We start from the raw sequence: 14023 nt of genomic DNA, 5'->3' as shown, positions 1-14023 counted from the left end.
CAAAATATGTACAAACTTATGAAACGAATATATTTACTTCTTTCGCTCTTATTGTGCTCTCTTTTATGCATGTCGCAGGTGAGCACTTCACAGAACTATATCAGCACACGTACTTACACCTCGCCCGACCATAGCGGTTGCCGTGAACAGGTGGTATACTTTGACGGTCTGGGCCGTCCCTCACAAACGGTAGATTGCGGCATTACGCCCGACGGGAAAGATCTTGTCTCATTACAAGAGTATGATGATCAGGGACGCAAGTTACGCACCTGGCTTCCTGCCAAGTCGGCGGGAAATGGCAATTACATGACCCTCTCTTCCTTACAAAGTGGTGCAAGCTCATTAGCAGGCGGTGATGCACGTCCGTACCTACAGACCACGTATGAAGCCTCTCCCTTGAACAGGCCGGTTGCGCAGCATGGGGCGGGCGAGACATGGGCAGAGCACCCTGTAAGCTACCAATATATCACACGTAATCCCCGATCCTTTCCCTCGTCTTATTATATGACTCCCTCCGGCAATTTCTTGGGAGTCTGTACTACCGATGAAGACGGGAATCAGGCTTATGAGTTTAAAGATGGATTCGGACGTACAATTCTGGCGGGACGCATGGACGGTTCTGATCCTTGTTTCGCTTATTATGAATATGACAACCACGATGATTTGGTGAATGTTTATCCGCCCTTTGTAACTTACTACCAAATGAATGAGCCCGAAGGACCTTATGCTACACAGAGTAGTTATTCCTACCACTATGACTTCCTGCACCGCTGTGTTTACAAGAAACTTCCGGAGCGTGACGCCATCTATTACATTTACGATCATGGCGACCACCAGGTGCTTTCGCAGGATGGCGAGCAACGTGTTCGTGGAGAATGGGCTTTCTCTCTTAGCGATGAATTGAATCGTCCGGTACTCACGGGCATTTGCCACAATTCTTATTATTACGATGACTTCCCTTTGTGTGAAATCGATGTGAAAGCGCGACGGGATGATACAGGCACTGCCTTTCATGGCTATATTCTCGAAAATATCCCGATGACGAATCCTGTAGTGTATACAGTGAATTACTATGATGACTACTCTTTCATCGGCAAGCACGGAGTACCCACGTCTCTTAACTATGTCACACCTCCATCGGGTTATGGTATCTGCTATACGGAAAGCAGCAAAGGATTGTTGACAGGAACAGTTACAGCCCGTCTGGATGCTACCGGTGTGACCGGATATGATTATGCCGCTTTCTATTACGACGAACGCGGACGCATCATCCAAAGCCGGGCGACGAACCACATGGGAGGCATAGAGGAAGAATACGTAGCTTACAGCTTTACGGGAGAACCCCTGAAGCGGCAACATGTCCATACCGCCACAGGAAAGAGCACACAAACGGAAGTATGTACGTACGAGTATGACCACGCAGGACGTCTTTTAACGACAAAGCATAAGCTGAATACGAATGAGGAAGTGACTCTCGTTGAAAACACCTATGATGACTTGGGTCGAATCAAGAGCAGTAAACGCCATGGCAACTCTGCTCTTACAACAGACTATACCTATAATGTCCGCTCATGGATAAAGACACTGACTACCGATACGCTGTTCAACCAGACCTTGCATTACAACGACTCATACGGCGGAAGCAGAGTTTGCTACAATGGTAACATATCTGCCATGAGCTGGAAAGCCGCAGGCGACACAGGAGTGCATGGATACCGCTTCAGCTACGACGAAATGTCACGGTTGACCGCTGCGGGGTATTCATGGAACGGATCCCCCAATGCAAACTATGACACCTCCTACACGTATAACAGGCAAAGCAACCTCACTTCACTCCGTCGTAACGGACGCATAGGCGCTTCATCCTACGGCTTGATTGACGACCTGACGCTCACCCTTGATGGCAACTGGCTGACACGTGTGGATGATGCCGCTACAGCGTCGGCTTACAACAACGGGTTCGAATTCAAGGATGCTGTGAAGCAGGACAATGAATACACCTATGACAAGAATGGCAACATGACCAAAGATTTAAACAAGAATATTATTGATATTCAATATAATTGTTTAAATTCGCCAAGTAAAGTCACGTTCAAGGACGGCAGTACCATTACTTATACGTATGCAGTGAACGGCACGAAGCTGCGCACTGTGCACACGATAGGCAACACTACCAGTACAACGGATTATTGCGGAAATGTGATCTATGAAAATGGTGTACAGAAATTGTTGCTCACTGATGCCGGACATGTTACGTTGTCCGATAAGAAGTATCACTACTACTTGCAGGATCATCAGGGAAACAATCGCGTAGTTGTAGATCAGACGGGGCAAAAGGAAGAGGTAAACCATTACTATCCGTTCGGAGGCACGTTTGCTTCAGCAGATAATAGTATTCAGCCTTATAAGTATAATGGTAAAGAGCTTGATACAAAGAATGGATTGAATTGGTACGATTATGGGGCAAGACAGTATGATGTAGCGATTGGAAGGTGGAATGCGGTGGATCCGATGGCAGAAAAATACTATAATTGGAGTCCCTATAGTTATTGCATGAGTAATCCTATAAAATATATTGATCCAAGTGGACAGACCGTTGTTATCTGGTATAAGAATGATAGTGGACAGACTGTATCATATTCATATAGTGGTGGTAATGTAGCCCATCCCAACCCTTTTGTACAGTCTGTTATTACAGCGTACCAATATAATAAAGCGAATGGTGTTAAAGTAGGTAATGGTGGCGGAGCTTCCACAGTGAAAATTGTGGAGAATGCTGATATAAAAGTGAATGTAATGGAAACTCCATTGGAAGTTACGTATAATCCATATGCCGCCCGTGGAGCCGGATGTATCTATTGGAAAAGTGACTGGGGATTGCAAAATGAAAATGGAACAGTAACTTCTCCCGCTACTGATTTCGACCATGAAGCAGCCCATGCTTTAGAACATAAAACAAATGCTCAAGAGTATGAAGTAAACAGGGTACGAGGCAACGATTCGCAATACGATTCTAAAGAAGAAAGAAGGGTGATAACCGGCCCTGAACAGAGAACTGCACGAGCTAATGGAGAAACGCGTCCGGGACAAATGACAAGGAGAAATCACAAAGGAAGAACTGTAGTAACAAAAGGAGTTACTTCAAATGTAATTGATATACAAAAAACAAAGGAATATGAGAAAAGAAAGAAACCTGTATGGACTTCGGAACCATAAGAAACATTGTTATTGCGGGCTATTGTTTTTGTTGCTGTTTTTTATGACATCATGTAAAACCAATCAATTCTTGATTGACAGCAACGAGGTGGAGTATGTCCACTTTTGGTTCGTTGGAGATATAGATACGAATCATGCTCTCGAAAATTGTGAAGATGTTGTATTTATGCAAGAGAGTCATGATACGATTATGCGTGATAGAAGAATTATCGAACGTTTTGTATCTGTAATTAATCGTTCAAAACCGATTAACCCTAAATCAAATTATGATCTGAGAGTGAGTTCGCTAGTGAGACTAAAGCCAATCAATGGTGAAAAGAGGCCTGATATAAAAGTTTGCATTGGAAACTATGGTCGGCGAGTTCTACTAAATGATGTCTTGATGAAAGGCGATCATGAAGAGCTTCAGAAGTTCATTCAGGAAGAATTATATGATGCTCTTACCCCGTACCAATGGTTGCCTGAAGTTATAAAAGACTATCTTAAAGATCATCCGGAAGAAAGGAACAACTATTTGCCTGACGAGTAAAAAGGTTTTGTTCGGGTGTAAGTTATAAACTTTGTGCCTTACCCTGATATATATTGATTAAAAAAACAATATATATCAGGGTTTTTGTTTTATGAAGACAACCAGATTTAAATATTCCAACGGGATAGGAAGAATACGTAGCTTACAGCTTTACGGGAGAACCCCTGAAGCGGCAACATGTCCATATCGCCACAGGAAAGAGCACACAAACGGAAGTATGTACGTACGAGTATGACCACGCAGGACGTCTTTTAACGACAAAGCATAAGCTGAATACGAATGAGGAAGTGACTCTCGTTGAAAACACCTATGATGACTTGGGTCGAATCAAGAGCAGTAAACGCCATGGCAACTCTGCTCTTACAACAGACTATACCTATAATGTCCGCTCATGGATAAAGACACTGACTACCGATACGCTGTTCAACCAGACCTTGCATTACAACGACTCATACGGCGGAAGCAGAGTTTGCTACAATGGTAACATATCTGCCATGAGCTGGAAAGCCGCAGGCGACACAGGAGTGCATGGATACCGCTTCAGCTACGACGAAATGTCACGGTTGACTGCTGCAGGGTATTTGTGGAACGGATCTCCCAGTGCAAACTATGACACCTCCTACACGTATAACAGGCAGAGCAACCTCACTTCACTCCGTCGTAACGGACGCACAGGCGCTTCATCCTACGGTTTGATTGATGACCTGACACTCACCCTTGATGGCAACTGGCTGACACGTGTGGATGATGCCGCTACAGCGTCGGCTTACAACGACGGATTCGAATTCAAGGATGCTGTGAAACAGGACAATGAATACACCTATGACAAGAATGGCAACATGACCAAAGATTTAAACAAGAATATTACTGATATTCAATATAATTGTTTAAATTCGCCAAGTAAAGTCACGTTCCAGGACGGCAGTACCATTACTTATACGTATGCAGTGAATGGCACGAAGCTGCGCACGGTGCATACGATAGGCAACACTACCAGTACAACGGATTATTGCGGAAATGTGATCTATGAAAATGGTGTACAGAAATTGTTGCTCACTGATGCCGGACATGTTACGTTGTCCGATAAGAAGTATCACTACTACTTGCAGGATCATCAGGGAAACAATCGCGTAGTTGTAGATCAGACGGGGCAAAAGGAAGAGGTAAACCATTACTATCCCTTTGGTGGCACGTTTGCTTCAGCGGAGAAGAGTATTCAGCCTTATAAGTATAATGGTAAGGAGCTTGATACAAAGAATGGATTGAATTGGTATGATTATGGTGCAAGGCAGTATGACGTAGCGATTGGAAGGTGGAATGCGGTGGATCCATCAAGTGAGAAGCATTACAATTGGAGCCCATATAGCTACTGTAAGAATAATCCAGTGTTGAGAGTAGATGTTGATGGAAAAGATGATTATACAGTAAACAGTGCAGGTAGGCTTTTCAAAACTGTTGTAGAGGGTTCTACTAATGATAGATTGATGAGCATTAGATCAGGTGTTGAGTCGATAACTGTGAATGATAAAAAAATACTTTCTGGAATGTATAATATGCAAGATGGTAAATCAGGAGGTCTTGAAACTTATAATTCAACATCAAGCCTTGAGGATGCAGCCGCAGTTTTCAAATTTGGAGCTGACAACACTTCTGTTGAATGGAAATTGGATATATATAATGATAAGGGAGATAAAACGGCTATTATCGGAACTTCGGGTAGAGAAGATAGTGTGTTTGCTGATAAACAGAGTGAATTGAATGTAAAAGGAGATAAAGTGATAGATATGCATTCACATCCATATAATGCCCAAGCTTCTGACCAAGATATGAAAAATTTGAAAATAAAGACAGGTACTGTCTATCACAGGGATAGTAAAGTATTATTTTTCTACAATAGTGAAAATTCACGTATTGGGAATAATGAATATAAAATAGATACGAGTAAAACGTTGTTAGATAAGTTGAATGATAAATTTATGAAGTAATGAGAACTACGTTTCTAAATTTGATATTATTATTTGTTATAGTAGGCTGTAAACAGCCTACTATAAACAAAGTTCAGCAAGCGGTGGAAGCGCAAGCCAAATTGCTTGTGGATAGTGGCTTGATTGCTAATGAATATGTAGTATTATATGAGTTGGCTATTAATGATTCCAACCATATATACAGTATTCAAGCAGCTGATTGTCCGGCAGATTTAAAATTTGAATATCCTTCAAAGATCATTAAGTACAAGGATAAGTATCTCTGTTTTATAGAATTGGATGAGGCACCGATGTCTGCAAAGGAAATGATAGAGGCGTCTAGTTATTCGGGCAATCTTGTGGTAGAAGGAGACGGGGGAAAGAGTTGGCTTTTGGTTGTTTCCAAACTTGGAGAGAAGAAAATATTAATAGATACTTCATTGCTTAGGGGATGGGGCACATATTTTAATATTACCGAATTGTGGCCATATTTTTCGGGATATGTGAAAGGATGCCCAGTACAGATGGGGGTTATGTCTCATGATGTTGAGTTGAGCGATTCCTATTTAAGTTGTAATGTGGATAGTATAAAACGGAATTTGCTTTGGAATGAGAACCAGAATACTACAATGATAAAGAACGTATATGGACAAATGTATCTGAAAAACAATACAGATTCCGTTGTTTACCTGTCATCAAGTACTAAAAAACATTATGCTGTTGTAGATGGTCAGGATAGCCTTTATTTGTCACTTAGTGATTCTTTGCCCATTATTTTGGGACCGAATGAAAAAAAAATTTTAGAATATAAAAGTCTGCCTCGTCAAGATGAGTTCTTTAGAAATCTTACGTTGAAAGAAGATCCCTGGGAATATTTCTATAATCTATTTTGCAGATCAACATACAGCTTTATAAATGTAAATGGAAAAAAATCTCAAACAAAAGTGATGTTTCATGATATTGATAATTATGGATTTAATGTTTCTATGACGTCTCCTAGTATTCAATTTCAGATATTAAACCATGGTATATATGATAAGAAGTATGGGGAAATGTCGAGATTCAGATTTTGGTCTGATAAATGGGGTGCTATGAATAATGCTGATAAGCAGAGGTTATCAGATGATGCAGATGAGAGATTTCAAAGAAACGTGAATCAGGTAAATGTCTTACCCTGATACGAATTGACCAAATATGTTCAACTTGTGTCGGGGGATAGCTACTATCAGTTCAGTCCATACAGTTACTGTGGAGGAAATCCAATTTGTCATAGGGATGAAGAAGGGAAGTTTATCAATAATATTATTGGAGCTGTTATTGGCGGAGCTGCGGATCTCGGAGTTCAAGTCGCGAGCAATCTAATACAGGGGAAGACTGCTTTTGAGGATATCAATTGGGTTAGTGTTGGGGCATCCGCTTTAGAAGGAGGATTAACTTCTGGATTAAGTGCTGGAAGAACTTTAGCTGTGAAGGCTTCTGTTGCTCTTGCAGGAAATACTACCAAAGCAATAATGGATGGTAAACTTAATAATACTAACGACATATTGGATGTTGCTAAAAGTTCAATAACAGAAGTTGTTTCTGATAGAATAATAGGAAAAGCTGGAAATATAGTAGGAAAAGGCATCAAATCGGTTGCACCAGGAATTGATAAAGCTATTTCGCAAAAGGCCAATAAATTAATTCTTAGTAATAATAAAGCCACAGATTTAGCTAAGAAATTGCCCGGAGTTTCTAATACAAAAGCAGCACGTGCAATCGCAACATCTGAAAATGGATTGGTTGAGGCCAGCAAAACAGTAAGTAATACGTTGCAGAAAGTCCCGGAAAATGTGACAAAATTCGGTTTAAAGATAATAAAAAAAGAAAATGAGAAATAAAGAGAATCATAGAAAACTAGGAAAGCCGCCTAAAAACAAACGGATTCTGAAAAAAGAAAGAGAAAAGAAGCAAGGTCGTATTGCTTTAATAATCTTTTTTGTAATTGTGTCTTCTCCTTTTTGGCTATATGTAGGAATTATTCGTAATATGATTTTGCCAATATTTGGTGAAAAGTCTAAAGCTGCTTTAACCGAGATAAGAGGACCCGGAATATGGGCTGGTAGGTATTATTATAATGAACCTGACTTTTATTATACTTTTTATATTAGAGATAAACTGTATAGGGGTAACTCGGGTATTCAACCTAATGATTCATTATTTCATTTAGGTGATACAGTTGATGTTATATATCTTAAAAGATTTCCATTTATAAATGCATTAAAACTACCTAAGGAGAAAAAAGAATAGGATCCTTAGTCTAGCTGCTACCCTGATATGAATCGACTAAAATCAATTTATATCAGGGTATTTTGTATTCTCTATTATGATGCCAAAGGAACAACATTCCGAACAATACACATAATAGCTGAAGGGTGAAGTGGATACAAGATGTACAGGTGGCATTAGTGGGACGAAACTTGTTTATGATGTATAATAAAGCTCCGTTTGATCTGGAATCTACGGCAAGCACCGGAATCTAGTATCAAGGTGTTAACATTTTCCGTCAACCTAGTTACAGAAACATGTTTTTTTCCGTTAACCTGACTTTTTGATCTTTCTTCAAAAAGATATCTTGTCCCGATATGAGCTGTAAAAACTACTCCCACCTCATACCGGGACAACTCTTCTATTAAAAGTCCTTAACAAAACCCCAATCCATCACTTTTTATTTGTTTCTTTGCACCAAATTCGGGTATAGTGTTGTCTTGTCATTCGAGGCAGCACTTAATTTTGCTTAGATAGTTAATGGAGAAACTCAGTATAAATGCTTGTCCGGTGTGTGGCGGTGCGCACTTGAAACGCGTCATGACTTGTACGGATTTTTATGCTTCGGGCGAACAGTTTGAACTGTATTCGTGTGAGGACTGTGGATTTACATTCACACAAGGAGTCCCCGTGGAAGCAGAGATAGGCAAGTATTATGAGACTCCCGACTATATCTCTCACACTGATACGCGCAAAGGCGCGATGAATAATATCTACCATTATGTACGTTCCTATATGCTGGGCCGCAAAGCGCGCCTGGTAGCTAAGGAAGCGCATCGTAAAACAGGGCGTTTGCTCGATATAGGTACGGGAACCGGTTACTTTTCTGATGCGATGGTTCGCCGGGGATGGAAAGTGGAGGCGGTGGAGAAAAGTCCGCAGGCACGTGAGTTTGCGAAGTTGCATTTCGATCTGGACGTAAAGCCCGAATCGGCTTTGAAAGAGTTTGCTCCCGGCAGCTTTGATGTTATCACTCTTTGGCATGTGATGGAACATTTGGAACACCTTGATGAGGTGTGGCAGCGACTTCATGAGTTGCTGACAGAAAAAGGAGTCTTGATTGTAGCTGTACCCAACTGCTCTTCTTATGATGCTCAACGTTATGGCGAGTATTGGGCGGCATACGACGTTCCCCGTCATCTCTGGCATTTTACTCCGGGCACTATACAACAATTGGCTTCCCGTCATGGCTTTATTATGGCGGCGCGTCATCCGATGCCGTTCGATGCGTTCTACGTATCCATGTTGAGCGAAAAACATCGTGGCAGTTCGTGCAGTTTCCTGAAAGGGATGTTTGCCGGAACGTTAGCATGGTTTAATGCTTTAGGACGGAAAGAACGTAGTAGTTCCATGATTTATGTATTCCGAAAAAAGAGATAACGCATGGGAGATCAAAACAAATATAAGTCAGGTTCAATCTTCGACATGCAGTTCATCACGTCGAGTATCAGTACGACACTGGTGTTGCTGTTGTTAGGACTGGTTGTCTTTTTCGTATTGACGGCGCACAATCTTTCCGTATACGTCCGCGAGAATATCAGTTTCTCCGTTCTTATCAGTGACGATATGAAAGAAGCGGATATACTGAAACTTCAGAAAAAACTGAATCAGGAACCTTTCGTGAAACAATCCGAATACATCTCTAAAAAACAAGCATTGAAAGAGCAGACGGAGGCAATGGGAACCGACCCGGAAGAATTCCTGGGCTATAACCCCTTTACCGCTTCTATCGAAATCAAGCTCCATTCCGACTATGCCAACTCCGACAGCATCGCGAGGATAGAGAAAATGATTAAAAAGAACACCAATATTCAAGACGTGCTCTATCGAAAGGAACTGATTGACGCTGTGAATGATAATATACGAAATATCAGCCTGGTGCTACTCGCTCTGGCGGTAGTGCTTACTTTTATCTCTTTTGCCCTGATAAACAATACCATAAGACTGGCTATTTACTCCAAACGCTTCCTCATTCACACCATGAAGTTGGTAGGAGCGAGTTGGGGATTCATCCGGGGGCCATTCCTTCGAAAGAATGTATGGAGCGGGATATTGGCAGCCATCGTTGCCGATTCCATATTGATGGGGACCGCTTATTGGGCCGTGACGTACGAACAGGAATTGCTTCAGGTCATCACGCCTGAAGTCATGTTGATAGTCTGTGCAAGCGTATTGGCGTTTGGAATTGTAATAACGTGGCTATGCGCCTATTTCTCCATGAATAAATACTTGAGAATGAAAGCAAACAGCCTGTACTATATTTAGCGGATGGCGAATGGCTGACGGCAAACCTGTGTTTGCGTGTGATTAGCATCCGTAACAACCGACTGATAGATTAAGGGAATGATTGAAATTAGTAATTTGTAATTAAATAAACTATGTCTGACAAGCAGAAATTTGCCTTTGATAAAGTGAACTTTATCTTGCTCGCGATAGGGATGGCGATTGTTATTATCGGCTTTCTATTGATGACGGGACCTACATCGTCCGAAACCTCTTTTGAACCCGATATTTTCAGTGTACGCAGAATCAAGGTAGCGCCAGTCGTTTGCCTGTTTGGCTTCTTGTCTATGATTTACGCTGTATTACGCAAACCTAAAACACAAAAAACAGAAGAATAAAGATGGGGGATTTAACGACATTTGAGACGATTATTATTGCTATTGTAGAAGGATTGACAGAGTTTCTTCCGGTTTCTTCTACGGGACACATGATTATTACGCAAAACATTTTAGGAGTAGAAAGTACTGAATTTGTAAAAGCGTTTACTGTTATTATCCAGTTTGGCGCGATTCTTTCAGTGGTTTGTCTTTATTGGAAACGTTTTTTCCGGTTGAACCATACACCGGCTCCTGCGGGTGCTTCCGCTTTGAAGTGTTTTCTGCATAAATTCGATTTTTACTGGAAACTGCTGGTAGCTTTTATTCCTGCCGCCATTTTGGGATTCCTGTTCAGCGATAAGATAGACGAGATGCTGGAGAGTGTAGCAATAGTGGCAGTGATGTTGGTGATCGGCGGTATATTCATGTTGTTCTGCGATAAGATCTTTTCGAAAGGAAGCGAAGATACAGTGCTGACAGAAAGAAAGGCATTCAATATCGGTTTGTTTCAGTGCATTGCCATGATACCGGGAGTATCCCGTTCGATGGCTACCATCGTTGGAGGTATGGCCCAGAAGCTGACTCGCAAAGATGCTGCCGAGTTTTCATTCTTCCTTGCCGTGCCAACCATGTTTGCGGCAACCGGTTACAAGGTGTTGAAACTATTCTTAGATGGTGGTACGGAGATTCTTCTCAACAATATGCCGGCACTTATTATAGGTAATGTAGTAGCTTTTATTGTCGCTTTGCTGGCTATCAAGTTCTTTATTAGCTTCGTTACGAAATATGGCTTTAAGGCATTTGGCTGGTACAGAATTATTGTTGGCGGAACCATTTTGGTAATGCTGTTGCTTGGATACAACTTAGAAATTGGCTGATGAATTTTAAAAAAGGAGAAGTACTGTTTTTCAATAAACCTCTTGGCTGGACTTCATTTAAGGTAGTAGGGCACGCCCGCTATCATATTTGCCGTCGGATTGGAGTGAAAAAACTAAAAGTCGGTCATGCCGGAACGTTGGATCCTCTTGCAACGGGGGTGATGATTGTATGCACAGGCAAGGCAACCAAACGAATAGAAGAGTTTCAATATCATACGAAGGAGTACGTCGCAACGTTGCGTTTGGGTGCTACTACTCCGTCATACGATTTGGAACATGAAATAGATGCCACCTACCCTACCGAACATATCACGAGGGAACTGGTGGAAGAAGTACTGACGCACTTTATCGGTGCCATCGATCAGGTACCTCCTGCCTTCTCTGCCTGTATGGTAGACGGTAAGCGTGCTTACGAACTGGCCCGGAAAGGAGAGGAAGTCGAACTAAAAGCAAAACAGCTTGTTATCGACGAGATTGAATTGCTGGAATGTCGACTGGATGATCCGGAACCGATGATTCAAATCCGTGTCGTATGCAGCAAAGGAACCTATATCCGTGCCCTGGCCCGCGACATCGGCGAAGCACTCCATAGCGGAGCTCACCTGACAGGATTGATCCGCACCCGTGTAGGTGATGTCCGGTTGGAAGACTGCCTGAACCCCGAACACTTTAAAGAGTGGATCGACGGACAGGAGATAGAAAATGAGGAAGAGAATAATTAACGTAATAAGGAATAGATATGAAATTATCACAATTCAAATTTAAGTTACCCGAGGATAAGATCGCTCTACATCCTATGAAATATAGAGATGAGTCGCGTTTGATGGTATTGCATCGTAATACAGGTAAGATTGAGCACAAGATGTTCAAAGATGTGTTGGACTACTTTGATGATAAAGATGTGTTTATATTCAATGATACGAAAGTGTTTCCTGCCCGCTTGTATGGTAACAAGGAGAAGACAGGTGCTCGTATCGAGGTATTCTTGTTGCGTGAGTTGAATGAAGAACTTCGTTTGTGGGACGTATTGGTTGATCCGGCACGTAAGATACGTATCGGTAACAAGCTATATTTCGGTCCGGACGATTCAATGGTGGCTGAAGTGATTGATAATACCACTTCTCGCGGACGTACGCTCCGTTTCCTTTACGACGGACCTCATGACGAGTTCAAAAAGGCACTGTATTCTCTGGGTGAAACTCCACTCCCCCACTCCATTATCAACCGTCCCGTAGAACCGGAAGATGCTGAACGCTTCCAGTCTATTTTTGCAAAGAACGAAGGTGCGGTGACTGCTCCGACTGCTAGCTTACACTTCAGCCGTGAGTTGATGAAACGTCTGGAAATCAAAGGTGTAGACTTCGCATATATCACTTTGCACGCTGGTCTGGGTAACTTCCGCGACATCGACGTAGAGGACTTGACGAAGCATAAGATGGATTCGGAACAGATGTTTGTAAACGAAATGGCGGTGAAAACCGTGAATCGTGCCAAAGATAACGGTAGAAATGTATGTGCGGTAGGTACGACAGTGATGCGTGCTATTGAAAGCGCAGTCAGCACTGACGGACATCTCAAGGAATTTGAAGGATGGACGAACAAGTTTATCTTCCCTCCGTATGAATTTACCGTAGCCAATTCAATGATTTCCAATTTCCACATGCCGCTTTCTACCTTACTGATGATTGTAGCTGCTTTTGGTGGTTATGACCAGGTGATGGATGCTTATCATGTAGCATTGAAAGAAGGTTACCGTTTCGGCACGTATGGAGATGCAATGCTGATTTTGGACAAATAATGGCAAAAGTTTATCTGGGACTCGGCACTAATCTTGGGGATAAAGAACAAAATCTTCGGGATGCCGTGCAAAAAATAGAAGAGCAGGTAGGGAAAATAGTTTCCCTGTCTGCTTTTTACGTTACTGCTCCTTGGGGATTTTCTTCCGATAACAGTTTCCTGAATGCGGCGGTTTGTGTAGATACCGAATTGGCTCCCATAGACGTTTTACAGAGAACGCAGGCGATTGAACAGGAATTGGGACGTACGAAGAAATCCGTCAACGGCATATATAGCGACCGCCTGATTGATATTGATCTGTTGCTTTATGGTGATTTGATACTTTCCACCACTTCTCCTTCAGGAGCAAAGTTGATCCTCCCCCATCCGTTGATGGCAGAACGTGACTTCGTCATGAAACCACTGGCGGAAATTGCTCCCGGATTAGTGCATCCGGTACTTGGAAAAACGATGAAGGAGCTTACTTCTTCTTTTTCTCCGCAATAAATACCGGTAAATAGGCAATGCATCCTATCAATACTGCATACAGCAAATGAATCTCCTGAAACGGCTTATCGATGAAATGGCAGACAATGGCATAGATGGCAATCGTGAAGCCTATATAAAGAGCCAGCACCAAAAGCGTTTTTAATTTCTTATTTAGAATCATTATAAATCTATTTATGTGTTAAATACGTGGCAAAGATACTCATTATCTCCGAAATCTCTTTATCTTTGCAACCGAAATGAAAG

14 protein-coding genes are annotated in these 14023 nt (G+C 42.0%); 13 read left to right on the top strand and 1 reads right to left on the bottom strand.

Annotation, left to right across the window (positions count from 1 at the left end; genetic code table 11):
• Positions 1-6: 6 nt before the first annotated feature.
• From BSAG_RS07230 to folK, 13 genes are all read left to right on the top strand, one after another.
• On the top strand, positions 7-3216 hold the full coding sequence (locus BSAG_RS07230) for a DUF6443 domain-containing protein (protein WP_008997648.1): 3210 nt from the start codon (positions 7-9) through the stop codon (positions 3214-3216).
• A complete protein-coding gene (locus BSAG_RS07235; RefSeq protein ID WP_004314603.1) occupies positions 3176-3745 on the top strand; it encodes a hypothetical protein in 570 nt (189 codons plus the stop codon). The genes BSAG_RS07230 and BSAG_RS07235 overlap by 41 nt, the downstream gene beginning before the upstream one ends.
• Positions 3746-4032: 287 nt before the next feature.
• The gene (locus BSAG_RS07240) at positions 4033-5730 is read left to right on the top strand and encodes an RHS repeat-associated core domain-containing protein (protein WP_008997647.1); all 1698 of its coding nucleotides are present in this window, start codon (positions 4033-4035) and stop codon (positions 5728-5730) included.
• A complete protein-coding gene (locus BSAG_RS07245; RefSeq protein ID WP_008019835.1) occupies positions 5730-6887 on the top strand; it encodes an Imm65 family immunity protein in 1158 nt (385 codons plus the stop codon). The genes BSAG_RS07240 and BSAG_RS07245 overlap by 1 nt, the downstream gene beginning before the upstream one ends.
• Before the next feature lie 27 nt (positions 6888-6914).
• Complete coding sequence (locus tag BSAG_RS25725) at positions 6915-7589, top strand: hypothetical protein (RefSeq protein ID WP_008997646.1); 675 nt, start codon at positions 6915-6917, stop codon at positions 7587-7589.
• Entirely contained in the window at positions 7579-7998 is a 420-nt protein-coding gene (locus tag BSAG_RS07250; RefSeq protein ID WP_004313681.1) for a hypothetical protein, read from the top strand. The genes BSAG_RS25725 and BSAG_RS07250 overlap by 11 nt, the downstream gene beginning before the upstream one ends.
• 498 nt (positions 7999-8496) lie before the next feature.
• A complete protein-coding gene (locus BSAG_RS07255; RefSeq protein ID WP_004313682.1) occupies positions 8497-9396 on the top strand; it encodes a methyltransferase domain-containing protein in 900 nt (299 codons plus the stop codon).
• A gap of 3 nt (positions 9397-9399) precedes the next feature.
• Complete coding sequence (locus tag BSAG_RS07260; RefSeq protein ID WP_004313683.1) at positions 9400-10281, top strand: cell division protein FtsX; 882 nt, start codon at positions 9400-9402, stop codon at positions 10279-10281.
• A 113-nt stretch (positions 10282-10394) separates the two neighbouring features.
• Complete coding sequence (locus BSAG_RS07265; protein WP_004298881.1) at positions 10395-10637, top strand: DUF3098 domain-containing protein; 243 nt, start codon at positions 10395-10397, stop codon at positions 10635-10637.
• A 2-nt stretch (positions 10638-10639) separates the two neighbouring features.
• Positions 10640-11494 carry an undecaprenyl-diphosphate phosphatase gene (locus BSAG_RS07270; RefSeq protein ID WP_004313684.1) on the top strand — a complete coding sequence of 285 codons (855 nt, stop codon included), beginning with the start codon at positions 10640-10642 and terminating at the stop codon, positions 11492-11494.
• Entirely contained in the window at positions 11494-12216 is a 723-nt protein-coding gene (gene truB, locus BSAG_RS07275) for a tRNA pseudouridine(55) synthase TruB (protein ID WP_004307793.1), read from the top strand. Before BSAG_RS07270 ends, truB begins: the two co-directional genes overlap by 1 nt.
• Before the next feature lie 17 nt (positions 12217-12233).
• Positions 12234-13292 (top strand): tRNA preQ1(34) S-adenosylmethionine ribosyltransferase-isomerase QueA, encoded by a 1059-nt coding sequence (queA, locus tag BSAG_RS07280; protein WP_004298889.1) that lies wholly within the window; start codon positions 12234-12236, stop codon positions 13290-13292.
• Positions 13292-13777: a 2-amino-4-hydroxy-6-hydroxymethyldihydropteridine diphosphokinase gene (gene folK / locus BSAG_RS07285; protein ID WP_004307794.1), complete on the top strand. Its 486-nt coding sequence runs from the start codon at positions 13292-13294 to the stop codon at positions 13775-13777. Before queA ends, folK begins: the two co-directional genes overlap by 1 nt.
• On the opposite strand, the gene BSAG_RS07290 is transcribed toward folK, so the two are convergent.
• On the bottom strand, positions 13752-13940 hold the full coding sequence (locus tag BSAG_RS07290) for a hypothetical protein (RefSeq protein WP_004302899.1): 189 nt from the start codon (positions 13938-13940) through the stop codon (positions 13752-13754). The two genes, folK and BSAG_RS07290, sit on opposite strands and share 26 nt — an antisense overlap.
• Positions 13941-14023 lie beyond the last annotated feature (83 nt).

Origin of the sequence: Bacteroides sp. D1, from assembly GCF_000157095.2 — a bacterium.
GTDB classification, from domain to species: Bacteria; Bacteroidota; Bacteroidia; order Bacteroidales; family Bacteroidaceae; genus Bacteroides; species Bacteroides xylanisolvens.
This window is presented reverse-complemented; position numbering and strand designations above follow the sequence as displayed.

What these genes read in the sequence shown, in the direction of transcription:
- BSAG_RS07290 (WP_004302899.1), bottom strand. Translation starts at nt 13,940, where the DNA reads ATGATTCTAAATAAGAAATTAAAAACGCTTTTGGTGCTGGCTCTTTAT.
- folK (WP_004307794.1), top strand. Translation starts at nt 13,292, where the DNA reads ATGGCAAAAGTTTATCTGGGACTCGGCACTAATCTTGGGGATAAAGAA.
- BSAG_RS07270 (WP_004313684.1), top strand. Translation starts at nt 10,640, where the DNA reads ATGGGGGATTTAACGACATTTGAGACGATTATTATTGCTATTGTAGAA.
- BSAG_RS07255 (WP_004313682.1), top strand. Translation starts at nt 8,497, where the DNA reads ATGGAGAAACTCAGTATAAATGCTTGTCCGGTGTGTGGCGGTGCGCAC.
- BSAG_RS07265 (WP_004298881.1), top strand. Translation starts at nt 10,395, where the DNA reads ATGTCTGACAAGCAGAAATTTGCCTTTGATAAAGTGAACTTTATCTTG.
- queA (WP_004298889.1), top strand. Translation starts at nt 12,234, where the DNA reads ATGAAATTATCACAATTCAAATTTAAGTTACCCGAGGATAAGATCGCT.
- BSAG_RS07230 (WP_008997648.1), top strand. Translation starts at nt 7, where the DNA reads ATGTACAAACTTATGAAACGAATATATTTACTTCTTTCGCTCTTATTG.
- BSAG_RS07250 (WP_004313681.1), top strand. Translation starts at nt 7,579, where the DNA reads ATGAGAAATAAAGAGAATCATAGAAAACTAGGAAAGCCGCCTAAAAAC.
- BSAG_RS07260 (WP_004313683.1), top strand. Translation starts at nt 9,400, where the DNA reads ATGGGAGATCAAAACAAATATAAGTCAGGTTCAATCTTCGACATGCAG.
- BSAG_RS07245 (WP_008019835.1), top strand. Translation starts at nt 5,730, where the DNA reads ATGAGAACTACGTTTCTAAATTTGATATTATTATTTGTTATAGTAGGC.
- BSAG_RS07235 (WP_004314603.1), top strand. Translation starts at nt 3,176, where the DNA reads ATGAGAAAAGAAAGAAACCTGTATGGACTTCGGAACCATAAGAAACAT.
- truB (WP_004307793.1), top strand. Translation starts at nt 11,494, where the DNA reads ATGAATTTTAAAAAAGGAGAAGTACTGTTTTTCAATAAACCTCTTGGC.